Source organism: Nitrosovibrio sp. Nv4 (assembly GCF_900215485.1).
GTDB lineage: Bacteria > Pseudomonadota > Gammaproteobacteria > Burkholderiales > Nitrosomonadaceae > Nitrosospira.
Window position 1 is genome coordinate 632,414 of sequence record NZ_OCMZ01000001.1, and the last position, 17,865, is coordinate 650,278.

Here is a 17,865-nt window from a genome sequence, read left to right on the forward strand (position 1 = left end):
CCCCCTTATGCTGCCCATGCAGATTCGCTTGCGCAGATTTTACGGTTCTGCTGTCGTCCTGCTCCTGTGGCTGGCCAGCGCGCCGCTGCACGCAGCGCTGAACATCGAAATTTTTGGTGGTGGCGCGACCCAGATTCCAATCGCCATAGTCCCCTTCGCCGCCGAAGAAAGGCTCACCCAAAGTCTTACGCCGGTGGTGTCCGCCGATCTGCAGCGCAGTGGATTGTTCAGGTTGGTTGACCCGGCTGGTCTCAGACCGCATGAGCCCGCCGAAGTGGTTTACCCGGATTGGATTAACCGGGGAGCGGGCGCGCTGGTTATCGGCAGCACAACGGCACTGCCGGGAGGACAAGTTGCAGTGCGAGTCCGATTGCTGGATGTAGCGAAACAGGCGGAGCTGGCGGTTTATACGGAGACCGTTCCCGCAGAACAATTGCGCGCCGCGGCCCACCGGATAGCTGATTTGGTTTATGAAAAATTGACCGGCGATCGGGGCGTCTTCAGCACACGCATCGCCTACGTCGTCAAACAGGGAAAAAAATACTCGCTTCAAGTCGCGGATGCGGACGGATTCAATGCCCAGCCCGTGATTGAATACACGGAGCCGATCATATCGCCCACCTGGTCACCCGATGGCAAGCAACTGGCATATGTCTCCTTCGAGAACAAAAAGCCGGTAGTGTATGTACAGACGCTTGCAACGCGCGCACGCAAGGCGGTTGCCAATTTCAGGGGGAGCAATAGCGCGCCGGCCTGGTCGCCGGACGGGAAAAAGCTCGCGGTCGTGCTGTCTCTGATGGGGGGTTCACAGATCTTTCTGGTCAATGCGGACGGGAGTGGATTGCAACGGCTCAGCCAAAGTTCAGGCATCGATACAGAGCCCAGCTTTTCACCTGATGGCCAGTCGATCATTTTTACTTCCGACCGTGGCGGCAGCCCGCAGATCTATCGCATGCCGATAACGGCCCGCGCGTCCGGAACGGCAGAGCGCCTCACGTTCGAGGGCAATTATAATGTCAGTCCGGATTACAGTTCAGACGGCAGAAGCTTCACCTTCATCCATCGCCATGGCGACCGATTCAATGTAGCGATACAGAATCTGGCGACCCGTCAGGTGCAATTACTTACCGATTCGCAATTCGATGAATCACCCAGCTTTGCTCCGAACGGCAAGATCATCCTTTATGCAACTGAGGTAAGAGGTCGTGGTATATTATCGGCGGTATCAAGCGATGGCAAAACAAGACAACAGCTTTCAACGCAAGCAGGTGATGTAAGAGAGCCGGCATGGGGACCTTTGCCAAGGCAATAATAGTAATTTGTATTTTTAGTAAACCATAAAGGAAATGAAGATGAAAAAAGTTATCGGAGTGTTATTGATAAGTTTGTTGTCGGCGTGCGCAAGCCAGACTCCGCAGCCCTCCGCCGACGTGGAAGACAGGTCCAGGGGCGTCGCGCCGCAGACAATGGAAGGCGCCAAAGACATGGAAGCCTCTCCGACACTCAACCCACTTACGGACCCAAATAACATTCTTTCCAGACGCAGCGTTTATTTTGATTTCGACAGTTATGTGGTAAAGGATGAATACAGATCCCTCGTAGTGGCTCATGGTCAGTATCTGCGCGACAACAGCAGCGCCAGAGCCCTGGTGCAGGGCAACACGGATGAGCGCGGCAGCCGGGAATATAACCTGGCACTGGGCCAACGTCGTGCGGACGCGGTCAAGTATGTGATGACATTATCGGGCGCCAAGGAATCACAGGTCGAGTCCGTCAGTCTGGGCGAAGAGAAGCCGCGGGCGACAGGTCATGATGAAGCTTCCTGGGCCGAGAACCGCCGCGCGGATATGCGCTATCAGGGCGAGTAACCATGCGGTTGCGCGCTTTTTGGTTGTTGTTCCTCATCTGCTGTAATTCAGGTTACGCGGGTGTGTTCGACGACGAGGAGGCGCGCAGACAGATTGCGGCGCAACAGGCCCTGATCAGGGACGTGCGCGATCAGGGACAAGTCCTGGAAGGGCGCGTTGTAAAACTCGAAGAAGTGCTTAACAATCAACCCCTGCTGGAACTCCATAGCCAGATCGAAGCCCTGAGGCTCGACCTGAACAGGCTGCAGGGTCAGATTGAAGTGCTGGTCAATGAGAATGAGTTGACGCAGAAGCGGCAGAAGGATTTTTACATTGATCTGGATAACCGGCTGAGACGGATCGAACAGCCTGACGAACCCGTCACTTCCGGGGCTGCCGCATCTGGGCCGATTGCCTCTGAATCAGCTGCGCCTGAATCTGCGGGATCCTATGCATCCGGTTCTGGCAACCGGCCTGAACCCGATGCAGAGCTTGCGTCTGCATCGGCCGTTGCGGTTCTCCCGGCGCCAGGTATGTCTGCCCCCACGAGTACGCCTGCCGCCGGTAGATCTGCTTCTGGCGCGGGCACCGCGTCGGCCGATGGTGCTGAGGGTCGCGCCTATGAGGCAGCGTATGATCTGTTCAAGGGCGCCAGGTATAAAGATGCTATTTCCCGGTTTGATAAGTTTATCAAGAATTATCCGGCGTCAAATCTCGCGCCCAGTGCTCAGTACTGGATCGGTAATTCTCATTACGCGTTGCGTGATTTCAAGAGCGCCGTCAACGCACAGGAAAAGCTGATCAAGTCGTTTCCGGACAGCGCCAAGGCTCCTGATGCAATGCTCAACATTGCGAGCAGTCAGCAGGAAATGAGTAAGAAGGCTGACGCCAGGAAAACCTTGCAAAGCCTTGTCGCCAAATACCCCGGTAGCGAGGCGGCTGAAAAAGCGAAACAGCGGCTGGTCAACCTGAAGTAGTCCCGTTTATAGCTGGCCGCTCATTTTCTGCAGTTGCTTACTCATGCAGGATATGGTTCAAACCTTATCTCCATCCCCATCCAAGGCCATGCAGTCTTCCGAAGCCGGGAATTTGCGCGTCAACGAAATTTTCTTTTCCCTGCAGGGAGAAACCAGCCGCGTAGGATTACCGACGGTATTTGTGCGCCTCACCGGTTGCCCTTTGCGCTGCGGCTACTGTGATACAGAGTATGCTTTCCATGGCGGCAAGCGCCTGCCAATTTCCGACATTCTTGTGGAGGTTGCCGGCTATGCCGCTCGCTATGTCACCGTAACCGGAGGCGAGCCGCTGGCGCAAAAAGAGTGCCTCACATTGCTCAGGCTATTATGCGACGCGGGCTACTCGGTATCGCTCGAAACCAGCGGTGCACTGGATGTATCCATGGTGGATGAAAGGGTTTCAAAGATTCTGGATATCAAGACGCCCGGGTCGGGCGAAGCGGAAAGAAACCGTTGGTCCAATCTCCCCTATCTCACACCCCATGATGAAGTGAAGTTTGTGCTATGCGATGAAATCGACTACCAGTGGGCGATTGAAGTGATGCGTAAGCATCAACTGAATCTCGTTTGTCCGGTTTTATTTTCACCCGTATATGATCGGCTTGATCCTGCTGCGCTGGCTGCGTGGGTATTGCGGGATCGTTTACCGGTGAGAGTGCAGGTTCAGCTACACAAATTATTATGGGGTGAAGGACCAGGACGATGAAAGCATGCAAGAAGGCGTCATGATTTTTTTCCACGGGTTTTTATGGCAAAGGCCGTAGTGCTGTTATCCGGCGGTTTGGATTCCGCCACGACGCTTGCCATTGCCCGCAGCAGAAAATACGAATGTTATGCTTTGAGTATCGATTACGGCCAGCGTCATGGATCGGAACTCGCAGCTGCCGAAAAATTGGCACATTCACTTGGAGCTCGGGATCACAAGGTTATTAAAGTTGACCTGTCCGCTTTCGGCGGATCGGCTCTGACCGATAAGTCCAGCGCCATACCGACCGAAGGAACTGAAGCAGGCATTCCTGTGACCTACGTCCCGGCGCGGAATACCATCATGTTGTCCCTCGCGCTGGCCTGGGCGGAAGTTCTTGAGAGCCGCGATATTTTTATTGGAGCAAATGTGGTGGACTACTCCGGTTATCCCGACTGTCGGCCCGAGTACCTGGCGGCATTTGAGCGGATGGCGAATCTTGCCACCAAAGCTGCGATTGAAGGCGCCAGGCTAAGTATCCATGCACCGCTCATGAAGCTGTCCAAAGCGCAAATCATACAGCAGGGGGCGTTGCTGGGCCTTGATTATAGCTTGACCGTATCCTGTTATCAGGCCGATGAAGAAGGACTCGCTTGTGGCGTGTGTGATTCGTGCCGATTACGTCGAGCGGGGTTCGAGTCAGCCAATATCGCCGATGTGACGCGTTATCAATCGTAGTTGCCCAACTGTTGTTGCATGATTGCCGTTGCCTTGGCCCGTCCGTTGGTCCGTTGCCAGAATTGGAGCATCGTAGCGCATTGCCTCTCGCATGATTTCCTGGCTTACTCCTGAATCTCATTTCCCGCCGCTGCACACCGCACTTGCTCAGCCCAATGGCCTGCTTGCCATTGGTGGCGATCTCTCGCCGCAACGACTGATCGAAGCCTACCGCTGCGGTATTTTCCCCTGGTTCAACGACGGCGAACCTATTCTATGGTGGAGTCCCGATCCACGCATGGTGCTGTTTCCCGGCGAGCTTAAAATATCCCGATCACTCGGAAAAACGCTGAAGAAGGGCAATTACGAAATTCGCACCGACAGCGCTTTCAACCAGGTCATGCGCGAGTGCGCCGCGCCGCGTAATGGACGTGCCGGAACCTGGATTCATGAAGAGATGATTTCAGCCTACGCTGTCCTGCATGAAATAGGCATGGCCCATTCCGTCGAAACGTGGATAGACGGGGAATTAATGGGCGGGCTATATGGTGTGGCTCAGGGAAAAATGTTTTTTGGGGAGTCTATGTTTTCCCGGGCTTCCGGTGCATCCAAAATCGCGTTGGTGTACCTGGTAAGACAACTGGAGCGCCGGGGATTCAGGATGATCGACTGTCAGATGAAAACCGCTCATCTTGCTTCCTTCGGTGCGCGGGAAATTCCTCGTAAGGAATTTAGTCAAAGATTGAAAGAATTGGTAAACTACCCTGAACGAGTCGAAAAATGGTGCTTCGATCATGAGCCAATTGAATGACCTCCCTTCGTCAGCGCTGCAGTTCTACACTACTGCCTCTTATCCTTGCAGCTACTTGCCGGAGCAGTTGGCGCGGTCCCAGGTGGCGACGCCCAGCCATCTGATCGATACCAATATCTACGGCGAACTGGTGCAAGCCGGTTTTCGGCGCAGTGGCGCATTCACTTACCGTCCTTACTGCGACAACTGCCGTGCCTGCATGCCGGTACGGATCGTGGTCGATGAATTGATTCTCAGGCGTGCTCAACGCCGCTCCTGGAAGCGTCATCAGAACCTGGTTGCGACGCAACATGATTTGTATTATCACCCGGATCATTATGCGCTGTATCTGCGCTATCAGGCGCAACGCCATAGCGGCGGCGGCATGGACCGGGACAGCCGGGAGCAATACCGCCATTTTCTGCTGCCAAGCAATGTCAATTCCAGTCTTGTCGAGTTCCACGATAATGATCAGTTGCGCATGATCAGCATTATTGACGAGCTGCCTGACGGAATATCGTCTGTATATACTTTTTTCGATCCGGATGTGCCCGGGGCCAGCTTCGGCACCTACAATATTTTGTGGCAAGTACAACTGTGCCGCGCGCTGAAGCTACCCTACCTTTATTTGGGTTACTGGATCAAGGAAAGCCAGAAAATGGCATATAAAGCCGGATTCAGGCCATTGCAATGTCTGGCTGATGGGCGCTGGGAGCCGTTGAGCAGCATCGAGATTCCCGGTATCAAGGACCACGCATAGCGGTATTTTTTCCACTGACTATCATTCCTCGGGCTGGCCCCAGATTCAACTTCCAGGTTGTTGCTGTGCCGTGCGTATTGCGGATGCGCGTTTTTCCAAAGGCTCCGCTTTTTCCGCATGACCGATATCCCGGTAAAGCTGCGCCAGATTTTCGAGACTGGTTGCCACGTTTGGGTGATTGCGACCCAACGCTTTTTCTGAAATCGCCAGCGCACGCCGGAAAAGCGGCTCGGCATGCGGATATTTGCCCTGGTCTTTATATAATCCGGCCAGATTATTCAAGCTCAAGGCTACGTTCGGGTGATCCGGGCCCAGCGCCTTTTTCGAAATTACGAATACCCGTTTATAGAGCGGCTCAGCCTGAGCGTACTGTTTTTGCGCATTGTAAAGCAGTGCAAGATTGTTCAGACTCATGGCCACATTCGGATGGTCGGGACCGAGGGTTTTTTCCAGTATTACCAGTGCGCGCTTAAGGAGAGGTTCTGCTTTCGCATACTGTTCCTGCGCTTGATATAGCTGCCCCAGATTATTCAGGCTAACGGCCACATTGGGATGATCCGGCCCCAGCGCCTTCTCATCAATTGCCAAGGCCTTCTCATAGAGAGGTTGTGCACGCGCATAATCCCCTTGTTTTCCATGCAGCATTGCGAGGTTGTTCAGTGTCGCAGCCACTTCGGGGCATTCCGCGCCAAGCGATTTCTCAAAAATTGCCAGCGCGCGTTCGAGAAGTGGCTCGGCGTGCGCATATTTACCTTGAGCGTTATACAGCAGTGCAAGGCTATTCAGGCTGGTAGCAATGTCGGGATGGTCCGCATCCAGCGATTGTTCCGCTGTCTGCAATGCTTGCTTTGCCACCGTCGTCGCGCCCTTATAGTCACCCAGGCGATAAAGTGACTCCAATTCATCGTTGAGTCTGTCCCACTCGGTCGTGGCATGAGTCAAACCACAAAATGTCATGAGAACCAAAACCAGAAAATGGCCGGACAGCTTCATGAATACTCCCACTAACGGTCAAATAAAGATGACAACAAATCGTTGGTAATTATCAATAAACCACCATTATGTCAAAAATAAAGTCCGGTTTATTGGTAATCGGGCACCGTTGGCCATCTTCGGGCGTCGATTGTTCTTGTATAGCTGGCTCATCTGCCGCCAATTATCCAGTCCAGCTTTTGCCTCATTTATCCGTATCGGGATCTCTATTAGAGTAGAGAACATTATATTTGCGAATGTTAAAATGAATGCATGCTCTATTCCTTGCTCCGACCGCTGTTATTCAGTCTAGACCCAGAAGCAGCTCATCGCGTTACATTCGATGGACTCGAGAAAGCTCACCGGCTTGGCATGCTTGGCAGTGGTCCGATACGTTGCCAGTCCCGCAATGTCATGGGCCTCGATTTTCCCAATCCTGTCGGGATGGCCGCCGGGCTGGATAAGGACGGGGAACACATCGAGGCTCTCGCCGCGCTCGGCTTCGGTTTTATTGAAGTCGGCACGGTCACACCTCGTCCCCAACCGGGGAACCCGAAACCACGGCTGTTCCGTATACCCCGGGTAAATGCCATTGTCAACCGCATGGGCTTCAATAACCATGGTATAGACAATCTCCTGACGAATGTCAGGCATGCGAATTACAGCGGTATACTCGGTATCAATATTGGCAAAAATTTTGATACACCAGTGGAAAAAGCCGTTGACGATTACCTGATTTGCCTACGCAAGGCCTATCGCTATGCCGGTTATGTCGCAGTCAACATTTCTTCGCCCAATACACCCAACCTGCGTCAACTGCAAAACGAAGAGGAATTGGATCATCTGTTGCGCATACTGAAACTGAACCAGCAAAAACTGGCTGATGAACACGGAAAATATACGCCCCTGGTGGTGAAAATCGCTCCTGATCTGGAGCCGCCACAAATTGACTCCATCGCATCGCTATTGATGAAACATCGAGTTGACGGGGTTATCGCCACGAATACCACGCTCTCACGGGCCGGAATAGAAACAATGCCGCATGCGAGCGAAGCCGGCGGATTAAGTGGAGCGCCGCTCACAGAGCGTGCCACCGCCGTCATCCGCCGCTTACATGATATGCTGCAAGGAGCACTGCCCATTATCGGCGTCGGCGGCATTATGCGCGCGGCGGATGCGAAGGAAAAAATCGAGGCGGGAGCAAGTCTGGTACAAGTATACAGCGGTCTGATTTATCGCGGCCCCGATCTGGTGCGCGAGATTGCGCAAGCTTTATGCGTAGCGGATACGCCGCATTCCGACGCGCGGATTTAATATGAAAGAAAATTTACTGGTAGCGGAAATCGACGCCATTCTGCCGCAAACGCAATGCCGCCGATGCGGATTCCCTGGCTGCAGGCCATACGCGGCGGCCATCGTGGAGGGGCGCGCGGAGATCAACCAATGCCCCCCGGGCGGAGAGAAGGGTGTCCGAAAGTTGGCGGAATTGCTTGGGGTGAGCCCAATGCCCCTGAATGCTGCTCATGGTATCTCTAACCCTGAAGAAGTGGCGTTGATCAATGAACAATTATGCATAGGCTGTACCCTATGCATTCAGGCTTGTCCGGTAGACGCTATCGTAGGTGCTGCAAAGCAGATGCATACCGTGATTGCTGCAGAGTGCACCGGTTGCGAACTATGCGTGGCGCCATGCCCTGTCGACTGTATCCACATGGTTCAAGCCAACCGGCAACCCCCTGTCACTTGGGATAAATCCCTTGGTGGACTGAATACTGGCCTGGAATACGAACGCGAAAAAGCAGCGGCTGATCGCGCACGTTCGCGTTACCAGTTCAGGTCGGAAAGGCTTGAGCGTGAAAAACAGGAATGCCAGGAAAGACTCGCCCAAAAAGCCGAAGTAATGGCACTTGGGAACGGTTCATCAGCGGCAGTCAATCTCAAAAAAGCAACTGTCCAAGCCGCCTTGGAGCGTGCGAGGACTGCTTACGCTCAGACCTCGAAGAAAAACAACAACGCAGAACCATCGACAGGCATTTCTTTTCCCAATTCATGAATTCGAGCATACGCCGAGAGATTTTTACGCGCTTCAGGTCGGTTAATCCTCACCCTACCACCGAGTTGGAGTACGGTTCACCGTTTGAATTGCTGGTAGCGGTGGTGCTTTCAGCCCAAGCCACCGACAAGGGCGTGAATCTCGCGACACGCAAGCTGTTCGCCAAGGCTAACACACCGGAGAAAATTCTCGCGCTGGGGGAGGCTGGATTGCGGGAAGTCATCAAGAGCATCGGATTATACAAAACCAAGGCAAAGAATATATTGGCAACATGCAGCATGCTCATCGAGCACCATGGCGGGGAAGTGCCAGGGACCCGTGAAGAATTGGAAAGACTTCCTGGCGTGGGACGCAAGACTGCCAATGTGGTATTGAATACCGCGTTCGGCCAGCCCACCATGGCAGTGGACACGCACATTTTTCGTGTAGCAAATCGTACCGGAATTGCCCGTGGAAAAACGGTGCTGGAGGTAGAGCTGAAACTTCTGAAGTGCATACCCAGGGAATTTCGCCATGATGCTCATCATTGGCTTATTTTACATGGGCGCTATGTATGCGTAGCGAGAAAACCGAAATGCGCCATATGTATCATCAATGACTTGTGCGAGTATGAGGAAAAGAATCTTTGACAAAAAAACCTGAAAGAAAACAGTATTGCTGCAGTATTACAACTTGATGTTCAATCCCTCCAGAGAACAGGCGCGCCAGTTCTTCTTTGATACCTGGCGAAAATACCGGCAGCAGGAAATGCTTTCTCCTATGGAAGACATGGCGCTTGAAGTCATTTTGCTTCATCCGGAATATCATGCGATGCTTGACGACCCGGAGCGCTATCAGGACAAGGATTATTTACCGGAAATGGGCAATACCAATCCTTTTCTGCACATGAGCATGCACATTGCCATCAAGGAGCAGCTTTCGATAGACCAGCCCGTCGGCATTCGCAAACGATTCGAGCGTCTGCTTAAATTAACCCGCGATGAGCATGCTGCCATGCATGAGGTAATGGAATGCCTCGCAGAAATGATCTGGCAGGCGCAGCGCAACCAGTCTGCGTTTGATGCTTCAATTTATTTTGAATGTCTGGACCGGCGGGGAAATTAATGCGGTTGGCGAGGCGATGCCTCCGGCAACTGGACATCCTGAAGGGGCACGTTTACCTGCCTTTCAGGAACCTCTGAACAATTCCACATGTTGGGACTGCGGATCTTGTAGCGTTGCGGAAATCGGCCACTCGTTGCGCGCGTGGCCGATGGACATCGGCCAACCACAGTCTCTGTTATGCGTTGTGATTGCCCGGTTTACAGTTCATCTGGCACGAAGTTGTTCAGAGGTTCTTAAACGAACAGAAGGAAAGATTCTTCCCATGCGCTCGCCTGATCAATATTTGGTCTTCAGACCAGACTGGCTGGCGTAATATGCCGAAACGTTCTCGATGTCTTCCTTGCTCAATGCGGCAGCCATACCCGCCATGATTGGGTCTTTTCGAACACCCGATTTATATTCGTTGAGGGATTTCATCAGGTAACTTGCATGCTGTCCGCCCAGTTTTGGAAAAGCGGGAGCGGGACTATTGCCATCCGGGCCGTGACACGCCGCACAAACCTCAGCCGCTTTTTTCTTGCCAGCTTCTGTATCAGCTGCCATCCCGAGGCCGGAAATGAGCAGCAATGCGCCGCTCGCTGCGGCAATTACGAAATTTTTCATGAGCCTTTCCTTGGGTAATGAGTGATTATTTTTCGCTGGAGCCTGCATAATAGGCGGCCAGGTCTTCCATATCCTGTTGGGTCAGCGTATCGGCTATCGCTTTCATGGTGGGATGGTTCCGGTTGCCGTCTTTATACGCCTGCAGTGCTTTGATCAGGTATTCGGCGTGCTGGCCGCCTAGCCTGGGGACGTTATATACTGTCGGGTAAGATGTCCGATATCCTTCTATCCCATGACAACCGATACATGCGGTATTTTTCTTCTTCCCTGCAGCCGGATCTCCAGCTGCCTGAGCGGTACCGCCTAATGCCATAAGCATACCGCACGCAAATAAAAAACTCCCTATTGCTGGTGGTTTCATTATTAGTGCCCTCTTTTTTCAAAAAGAGCGACTCTAAACGATGTGCCATTCCTGGTCAATGAATAAAACACAAAGTTATAAGGAACTTATCTCTATATCTTTTGTCCGGATGTTGACCTTTTGGTTTCCAGTTCCTCCCATCGCGCAAGATAATTCATGAGTTCGCTTTCGATGAAAGCAGCACGTTCTTGCAACACTCTGGTTTTTTCCGGATCATCACGGTAAATATCCGGCAAACATAGCTGGCGAGTAATCGCCGCCTGCTCCCCCTCCAGAACCTCTATTTTTCCCGGCAACTCTTCAAGTTCCCGGGTTTCCTTGTAACCCAGTTTAGCGCGAACGGGTGATTCATGCGTTTTGCCTGGCATGGGCTGTTGCGGTTTAGGCGCCGGTTGCTTCGCCGGCATTTTTACATGATCCTTCGCCCGCACCCAATCTTCATATCCTCCAACATATTCCCTCAATAGGCCACCACCTTCAAAAGCGATAACCTGAGTCACCACGTTGTCGAGAAATTCACGGTCATGGCTCACCAGAAACAACGTACCGGAGTAGTTTTGCAGCAATGCCTCCAGCAGTTCCAGGGTTTCGATATCCAGATCATTGGTTGGTTCATCAAGGACGAGTACATTAGCAGGCCGGGTAAACAGGCGCGCCAGCAACAGCCGGTTGCGTTCACCGCCCGAAAGTGACTTTACCGGTGAACGGGCTCGCTGTGGCGAAAACAGGAAATCTTCCAGGTAGCTTATGACATGCTTCCTTGTTCCGCCGATATCGATAAAATCAGCGCCTTGGCTAATCGTATCTATCAGCGTTGCTTCCTCATCGAGTTGTTCGCGCATCTGATCGAAATATGCCGCCGCGAGTTTGGTTCCAAGCCGGATATTGCCGGTATCGGGTTGCAGTTCGCCCAGTATCAGCTTCAGCAGAGTGGATTTCCCGGCGCCATTTGGCCCCAGCAATCCCACGCGATCGCCACGCATGATCCGGCAGGAGAAATCGTCGATGATGACCTTGTCGCCATAACTTTTGCTGACATGCTCCAGTTCTGCCACCATCCGCCCGGATTTTGCACCTTCGTCCACGTTGAGATTAACCGTTCCCGAGCGCTCCCGCCGGGCTGCTCGCTCCAGCCTTAGCGCTTCCAGCCGCCGGACACGTCCTTCATTGCGAGTGCGGCGCGCCTGGACTCCTTTGCGTATCCATATTTCCTCCTGCGCCAGTACCTTGTCAAACTTCTGATTGTGGACCGCCTCAATTTCCAGCATCTCAGTTTTCTTTCGCTGGTACGCGGCGAAATCACCCGGAAAGCTGGTCAAATTGCCTCGATCAAGTTCGATAATCCGCGTTGCCACATTGCTCAGAAAGCGGCGATCATGTGTAACGAACAGTACGCTCCCGGCAAAATTCCTGAGTAGTCCTTCCAGCCATTCAATAGAGAGAAAGTCCAGATGATTGGTCGGCTCATCCAGTAGCAGTACATCAGGTGATAGCACCAGCGCGCGAGCCAGTGCAACCCGTTTTTTTTGTCCGCCCGAAAGTTGCCCTACCATTGCATCCGCGGAAAGGTCCAGTTTGTCGATAGCGGTTTCCACTCTAGCCTGGATTCGCCACCCGTCCTGAGCTTCCAGCTGGGCTTGCAAATCCTCCAGACGCGAAAGGAGGGCATCGGTATCACCGACGCCGTCGCTCAAAAGGTGAGACGTTTCGTGATAATGGAGCAGCACCTGGCTTATTGCACCCAGTCCCTTCGATACTTCCTCAAATACAGTGAGGGCGGGGTCCAGGTCTGGCTCCTGCGGAACATACGCCAGCCTCAGCGCCGGGGCGCGCCAGATCATGCCGTCATCCGGTCTGGTTTGGCCCGCAAGAATGCGCAGTAAACTCGATTTTCCGCCGCCATTCCTGCCGATCAGCCCGATACGTTCACCCGGATCAAGCTGCAAGTCCACGTGATCGAGCAGCGTGTGATGGCCAAAGGCGAGAGAGGCTTTTTCAAGAGTGAGAAGAGGCATGGACAGGGAAAACTATTTCAGCAAAAATTGACAAGGGGCGCAATTCTGCCATGCCTGCCGCGGCTTGGCAAAAGAATACGGCGCGAGTTTCAACAGCAATTCCTGCCTGGTTGCGCAAGAACCGCGCCCGTCAGAGGTCGAGCGGCTCGCGCTGCAACTTTCGATAAAGTGGCCGAGCGCGAGCCAGCGCCTGGCTTGCATCGCACCAGCCTTCGCAGGCGTTTCGTCCCGGCTGGCCTCGCCACATATTCAGCAATCCCTTGCACTTGGCATAGAACTGGAAAAATTGCAGTACCTTCCGGCGTTGCAACGCATCTGGACAATAATCGGCACAGATAAGCTTGTCGTCTATCAGGCCGCCATCTGTCATCGTCACCGCGCCCCATGTCCTGACTTGTATCCTCGCACCCAGCGGTAATCGCGGACCGAGTACCAGCGCGTCCAGGAGATCGCCGTCAAGGCCTAGGTAATCCGGCACCGAGCCGTAGTTGAATGGACACGGCAGGGGTGAGACAAAGTCGACCGTGCCGGAGGATCCGCGCTTGAGAAAACTTCCCCTGGGAACTTCCACCACTACCTCCACCACCGGCGGGTCAGGCAAATCCTGGCGGGCGGTGTTTCGGCTTTCATTGACATCGTTCACAACCTCATCCCGACGTTATCCGCTTTTTCCCAACCTTGCCCCCGTTTCACTGCCCGATCTCGCCGCTATTTCTTTCAACCAGCAGTGTATACAGTCTGCGGCTATCAGCGCGCAGCACGGTAAACCTGAAAGCGCCAACGACTACCGATTCGCCTCGTTTGGGCAGCCGTCCGAATTCGTGCAGCACCAGGCCTCCGATCGTGTCGTAATCCACATCACTTAATTCGGCACCAAGCCTTTCGTTGAAATCCGAAATTTCAGTGATAGCCTTGACCCGATAATGGCCATTCGCGTCCTGCACAACGTTATCCTCGGCCTCGTCGAAATCGTGTTCATCCTCGATTTCGCCGACGATCTGCTCCAGTACGTCTTCGATCGTGACCAACCCCGCTACGCCGCCGTACTCATCCACCACGATGGCTATATGGTTGCGGTTGCTGCGAAAATCCTTGAGTAATACGTTGAGTCGCTTGGATTCCGGGATAAATACCACTGGCCGCAGCATGTCACGTACGTCAAACTCTTCCTCTCCCGCATAAAAACGCAGTAAATCCTTTGCGAGTAATATACCGATCACATTATTTCTATCATTTTCGATGACAGGAAAGCGCGAGTGTGCAGTTTCGATAACCAACGGGATGAACTTATCCGGCGTTTCGCTGATATCGATCACACTCATTTGGGAACGAGGAATCATGATGTCGCGAGCCTGCATTTCGGATACCTGTATCACGCCTTCGATCATGCTCAGAGCGTCCGAATCAAACAAATTGTGCTCAAAGGCGGAATGCAATAACGCTGTCAGCTGTTCGCGATCACCGGGCTCGCGCAGGAGAAGCGCCTTGACGCGTTCGAACCAGCCAGGTTTGGGAGGGTCATCCATAAGTGGTTGACATTATTCTCTAAAAATCAAATTTAACTTCGTTGAACAGGAAAGAGCCGATAATGACGCAATTTCATGATCAATGTTCTTCGGTAGACCGCTGATGTTCCCGGTAAGGATTTTCATATCCCAGCCTTCCAAGAATTTCAATCTCCAGTCGCTCCATTACCGCTGCGTCGGCGTCGTTTTCATGGTCGTAGCCCTGTAGATGCAGGACGCCATGTATCGTAAGGTGAGCATAATGCGCGGTCAGGCTTTTGTGCTGCTGCCCCGCCTCATTTTCTATCACGGGCGCACACAGCACAATGTCGCCAGCCAATCGCTCGCCATTAGATCGTGGACCAGATCGAGCATCGGGTGCGACAGCGTCGTAAACAAACGTCAGCACGTTCGTAGCGTAATCTCGATCGCGAAAATCCCGGTTGAGGCTGCGGCCCTCGGTTTCATCAACGATGCGCAACACAATTTCCGCATCCTGCGTCAATGCTGCCTTGATCCATGTGCGAAATGCCGAGCGAGGGGGCACGTCCGATGCGTGAGTAACGTATTGTGCCGTTAATTTCAATTTCGGAGACTTCGTTTCCTGACTCGCAACCCCTCCTGGCGAACCGGAAGCGCTACTCTTTTTTTTCATACTTTTCGTAGGCATTGACAATTCTTTGCACCAGCGGATGTCGCACCACATCTTCTGCGTCAAAATGTGCAAAAGCGATTCCACGCACCTTTTCCAGAACCTGTTTTGCTTCTACCAGACCGCTTTTCTGGTGTTTCGCCAGATCAATCTGCGTAATATCGCCGGTCACCACAGCCTTGGAGCCGAAGCCGATGCGAGTCAGGAACATTTTCATCTGTTCGGGGGTGGTGTTTTGCGCTTCATCAAGGATGACAAAAGACTGGTTCAACGTGCGTCCGCGCATGAAAGCCAATGGCGCAACTTCAATTGCGCTCCGCTCAAACTGCTTGCTGGTTTTATCGAACCCCATCAGATCGTAAAGTGCGTCGTAGAGGGGGCGCAAATAAGGGTCCACTTTCTGCGCCATGTCCCCAGGCAGAAAGCCCAGACGCTCCCCGGCTTCTACCGCCGGACGGACCAGCACAATCCGCGCAACGAGATCACGCTCCAGCGCATCCACCGCGCTTGCCACGGCAAGATAAGTTTTTCCCGTGCCCGCAGGGCCGATGGAAAAGGTAATGTCATGCGTCTGAATTTGTTGCAGATATTCAACTTGGCGTGGTGTCCGGCCCCGCAAATCGCTTCGTCGGGTAAGCAGCGCTGGTTCCACAATTTCTTTCGCGCCGGCAGCAGCATGCTTTTTCGAATGATGAGGATTCATCGCTTCGATCAGTCCCAGCTGAATTTGCTCAATGCTCAGATGATGCTGTGCCTGATTGTAAAAATTTTGCAATGCTTCTGCCGCAAGCAAAGCCTGGGCTGATTTACCGCGCAAACTGAAATGCTCCCCCCGGCGTGCGATGGCGACATCCAGTACGGTTTCAATCTGCCTGAGATTTTCGTCCAGCGCGCCGCACAGGTTGGCAAGACGCTGGTTATCGGCTGGGGAAAAAGAAATTTCGACGGGTGTGGATTTCAAAGGCGCGGTGAAGCGACGCAGTAAGTCGATAGTGAAGTCTTAATTCTGGCAGTGATAGACGTACTTTGCAAGGGCGCCCAAAGCGTCGGCCGAGGGGCCCCGCGAAGCGGGGATCGGGCAGCGTCGGGCGCCGCGACCGCGGTTTCGGCGGTCGCTTTGCTGCAGTTGCGCGAATGTTCCGTCGGCGTCGGCCGAGGAGCCCCGCGAAGCGGGGATCGGACAGCGTCGGGCGCCGCAACCGCGGTTTCGGCGGTCGCTTTGCTGCAGTTGCGCGAATGTTCCGTCGGCGTCGGCCGAGGGGCCCCGCGAAGCGGGGATCGGGCAGCGTCGGGTGCCGGCATTCCGCCGCGGGCCCCACTTCCTTCGGAACACACTGCTTCGTCCTGCACTGTCGCCAGAAAACGTCGTCCCGGCAAGGGTTTGTTTAGAGACTTCCTGATCTCAGGCCTTTACAATTTCACCGCGCAATGAATGTGATAGCGCTGCAGTAATTTTTACATTTATGAAATGGCCGATCTTTTCCGGGTGACCGGCGAAATTTACCATGCGGTTATTATCAGTACGTCCGCAAAGCTCGCTGGCGTCTTTTTTAGACTGACCCTCTATCAGAATGCGTTGCGTCGTCCCGATCATGCTTCGACTGACCGCTTGCGCCTGCTGCTCCACTTTTTCCTGCAAGCGTTGCAACCGCTCAAGTTTGATTTGATGAGGAGTTGTATCCGTCAGCTCCGCTGCGGGCGTGCCTGGGCGCGGGCTGTAGATGAAGCTGAAGGACCCATCGAAGTTTACCCTCTCAACAAGCTTCAAGGTGGCTTCGAAATCGGCCTCCGTTTCACCCGGAAACCCGATGATGAAATCGGAAGTAAGTGAAATATCAGGTCGGGCTGCGCGCAGCCGGCGGATAATGGATTTATATTCCAATGTCGTATAGCCGCGCTTCATCGCTGCCAATATCCGATCAGACCCTGATTGAACCGGCAAGTGCACATGACTTACCAGTTTAGGTAATGTTTCGTAAGCCTGGATCAGCCGTGCGGTAAATTCCCTCGGATGGGAAGTCGTATAGCGGATACGCTCGATACCGGGAATTTCGTGGATAAACTCAAGCAGCAGCGCCAGGTCTCCAATTTCTCCCTCTTCCCCCTCTCCCGCATATCCGATTACACCCCGATACGCGTTGACATTCTGCCCGAGCAACGTGACTTCCTTGACGCCTTGACTTGCCAATCCGGCAATTTCAGTCAGTATGTCATCCAGGGGGCGCGAGATTTCTTCGCCACGCGTATAAGGTACGACGCAAAAGCTGCAATACTTGCTGCATCCTTCCATGATGGAAACAAAAGCGGTCACGCCTTCGGTACGCGCTGCCGGCAGGTGGTCGAATTTTTCGATTTCGGGGAACGAAATATCCACTTGGGGGCGGCCTGTCGCTTGACGTTGGGAAATCAGCTGAGGCAACCGGTGCAGGGTTTGCGGACCAAACACCAGATCCACGTAGGGCGCCCGTTTCACAATCTCCGCACCCTCCTGGCTGGCAACGCAACCGCCCACACCAATGAGCAGATCCGGATTGGAAGCTTTAAGATGTCTGACGCGTCCCAGATCGTGGAATACCTTCTCCTGAGCCTTCTCCCGCACAGAGCAGGTGTTGAAAAGAATTACATCGGCATCAGCAGGGTTTTCGGTTTTTTCCATGCCCTGTGCATCATGAAGCACGTCTGCCATTTTGTCCGAGTCATACTCGTTCATCTGGCAGCCAAACGTTTTGATGTAAAGTTTTTTAGCCACGCCTATACCAAAGTATTACCAAATGTTGCGCTCGAC

20 protein-coding genes are annotated in these 17,865 nt (G+C 53.4%); 11 read left to right on the forward strand and 9 right to left on the reverse strand.

Features of this window, described 5'->3' with window-relative positions; genetic code table 11:
* Positions 1 to 16 precede the first annotated feature (16 nt).
* The 7 genes from tolB (at position 17) to CRO05_RS02880 (ending at position 5,815) form a co-directional block, all read left to right on the forward strand.
* Positions 17 to 1,312, forward strand: a complete 1,296-nt coding sequence (tolB, locus tag CRO05_RS02850; protein WP_097066629.1) for a Tol-Pal system beta propeller repeat protein TolB — start codon at positions 17 to 19, stop codon at positions 1,310 to 1,312.
* A gap of 40 nt (positions 1,313 to 1,352) precedes the next feature.
* Complete coding sequence (gene pal, locus CRO05_RS02855; RefSeq protein WP_097065723.1) at positions 1,353 to 1,868, forward strand: peptidoglycan-associated lipoprotein Pal; 516 nt, start codon at positions 1,353 to 1,355, stop codon at positions 1,866 to 1,868.
* 62 nt (positions 1,869 to 1,930) lie between these two features.
* Entirely contained in the window at positions 1,931 to 2,824 is an 894-nt protein-coding gene (gene ybgF / locus CRO05_RS02860; RefSeq protein WP_235001262.1) for a tol-pal system protein YbgF, read from the forward strand.
* A gap of 52 nt (positions 2,825 to 2,876) precedes the next feature.
* Complete coding sequence (gene queE, locus CRO05_RS02865) at positions 2,877 to 3,569, forward strand: 7-carboxy-7-deazaguanine synthase QueE (RefSeq protein WP_235001338.1); 693 nt, start codon at positions 2,877 to 2,879, stop codon at positions 3,567 to 3,569.
* Between the two features lie 42 nt (positions 3,570 to 3,611).
* Positions 3,612 to 4,286: a 7-cyano-7-deazaguanine synthase QueC gene (gene queC, locus CRO05_RS02870; protein ID WP_097065726.1), complete on the forward strand. Its 675-nt coding sequence runs from the start codon at positions 3,612 to 3,614 to the stop codon at positions 4,284 to 4,286.
* A 91-nt stretch (positions 4,287 to 4,377) separates the two neighbouring features.
* The gene (aat, locus tag CRO05_RS02875; RefSeq protein ID WP_097065727.1) at positions 4,378 to 5,076 is read left to right on the forward strand and encodes a leucyl/phenylalanyl-tRNA--protein transferase; all 699 of its coding nucleotides are present in this window, start codon (positions 4,378 to 4,380) and stop codon (positions 5,074 to 5,076) included.
* Positions 5,060 to 5,815, forward strand: coding sequence for an arginyltransferase (locus tag CRO05_RS02880; protein ID WP_097065728.1), 756 nt, complete (start codon positions 5,060 to 5,062; stop codon positions 5,813 to 5,815). The genes aat and CRO05_RS02880 overlap by 17 nt, the downstream gene beginning before the upstream one ends.
* A gap of 45 nt (positions 5,816 to 5,860) precedes the next feature.
* Here the strand turns inward: CRO05_RS02880 and CRO05_RS02885 are convergent, their stop codons facing one another.
* Positions 5,861 to 6,808 (reverse strand): tetratricopeptide repeat protein, encoded by a 948-nt coding sequence (locus tag CRO05_RS02885; RefSeq protein ID WP_097065729.1) that lies wholly within the window; start codon positions 6,806 to 6,808, stop codon positions 5,861 to 5,863.
* Between the two features lie 252 nt (positions 6,809 to 7,060).
* Between CRO05_RS02885 and CRO05_RS02890 the strand changes: the two genes are divergently transcribed.
* Genes CRO05_RS02890 through CRO05_RS02905 form a run of 4 tightly spaced genes read left to right on the forward strand, consistent with a single transcriptional unit; the run spans position 7,061 to position 9,944 of the window.
* Entirely contained in the window at positions 7,061 to 8,101 is a 1,041-nt protein-coding gene (locus CRO05_RS02890; RefSeq protein ID WP_097065730.1) for a quinone-dependent dihydroorotate dehydrogenase, read from the forward strand.
* A gap of 1 nt (position 8,102) precedes the next feature.
* Positions 8,103 to 8,840: an electron transport complex subunit RsxB gene (gene rsxB / locus CRO05_RS02895; protein WP_097065731.1), complete on the forward strand. Its 738-nt coding sequence runs from the start codon at positions 8,103 to 8,105 to the stop codon at positions 8,838 to 8,840.
* Positions 8,837 to 9,469, forward strand: coding sequence for an endonuclease III (gene nth, locus CRO05_RS02900; protein WP_097065732.1), 633 nt, complete (start codon positions 8,837 to 8,839; stop codon positions 9,467 to 9,469). The genes rsxB and nth overlap by 4 nt, the downstream gene beginning before the upstream one ends.
* Before the next feature lie 46 nt (positions 9,470 to 9,515).
* The gene (locus CRO05_RS02905; RefSeq protein ID WP_097066630.1) at positions 9,516 to 9,944 is read left to right on the forward strand and encodes a DUF1841 family protein; all 429 of its coding nucleotides are present in this window, start codon (positions 9,516 to 9,518) and stop codon (positions 9,942 to 9,944) included.
* A gap of 276 nt (positions 9,945 to 10,220) precedes the next feature.
* Here CRO05_RS02905 and CRO05_RS02910 read toward each other — a convergent pair whose 3' ends face one another.
* The 8 genes from CRO05_RS02910 to miaB all read right to left on the reverse strand — a co-directional run bounded on the left by CRO05_RS02910 (position 10,221) and on the right by miaB (position 17,829).
* Positions 10,221 to 10,547, reverse strand: a complete 327-nt coding sequence (locus tag CRO05_RS02910; protein WP_097065733.1) for a cytochrome c — start codon at positions 10,545 to 10,547, stop codon at positions 10,221 to 10,223.
* Positions 10,548 to 10,572: 25 nt separating this feature from the next.
* Positions 10,573 to 10,866, reverse strand: coding sequence for a cytochrome c (locus CRO05_RS02915; RefSeq protein WP_235001263.1), 294 nt, complete (start codon positions 10,864 to 10,866; stop codon positions 10,573 to 10,575).
* A gap of 134 nt (positions 10,867 to 11,000) precedes the next feature.
* Complete coding sequence (locus CRO05_RS02920) at positions 11,001 to 12,923, reverse strand: ATP-binding cassette domain-containing protein (RefSeq protein WP_097065735.1); 1,923 nt, start codon at positions 12,921 to 12,923, stop codon at positions 11,001 to 11,003.
* Between the two features lie 130 nt (positions 12,924 to 13,053).
* Complete coding sequence (locus CRO05_RS02925) at positions 13,054 to 13,566, reverse strand: inorganic diphosphatase (protein ID WP_097065736.1); 513 nt, start codon at positions 13,564 to 13,566, stop codon at positions 13,054 to 13,056.
* A 46-nt stretch (positions 13,567 to 13,612) separates the two neighbouring features.
* On the reverse strand, positions 13,613 to 14,449 hold the full coding sequence (locus tag CRO05_RS02930; protein WP_097065737.1) for an HlyC/CorC family transporter: 837 nt from the start codon (positions 14,447 to 14,449) through the stop codon (positions 13,613 to 13,615).
* 79 nt (positions 14,450 to 14,528) lie between these two features.
* A complete protein-coding gene (gene ybeY / locus CRO05_RS02935; RefSeq protein ID WP_097065738.1) occupies positions 14,529 to 15,083 on the reverse strand; it encodes an rRNA maturation RNase YbeY in 555 nt (184 codons plus the stop codon).
* Entirely contained in the window at positions 15,067 to 16,041 is a 975-nt protein-coding gene (locus CRO05_RS02940) for a PhoH family protein (protein WP_097065739.1), read from the reverse strand. Before CRO05_RS02940 ends, ybeY begins: the two co-directional genes overlap by 17 nt.
* A gap of 441 nt (positions 16,042 to 16,482) precedes the next feature.
* Positions 16,483 to 17,829, reverse strand: a complete 1,347-nt coding sequence (gene miaB, locus CRO05_RS02950; RefSeq protein ID WP_097065741.1) for a tRNA (N6-isopentenyl adenosine(37)-C2)-methylthiotransferase MiaB — start codon at positions 17,827 to 17,829, stop codon at positions 16,483 to 16,485.
* Between the last annotated feature and the right edge of the window lie 36 nt (positions 17,830 to 17,865).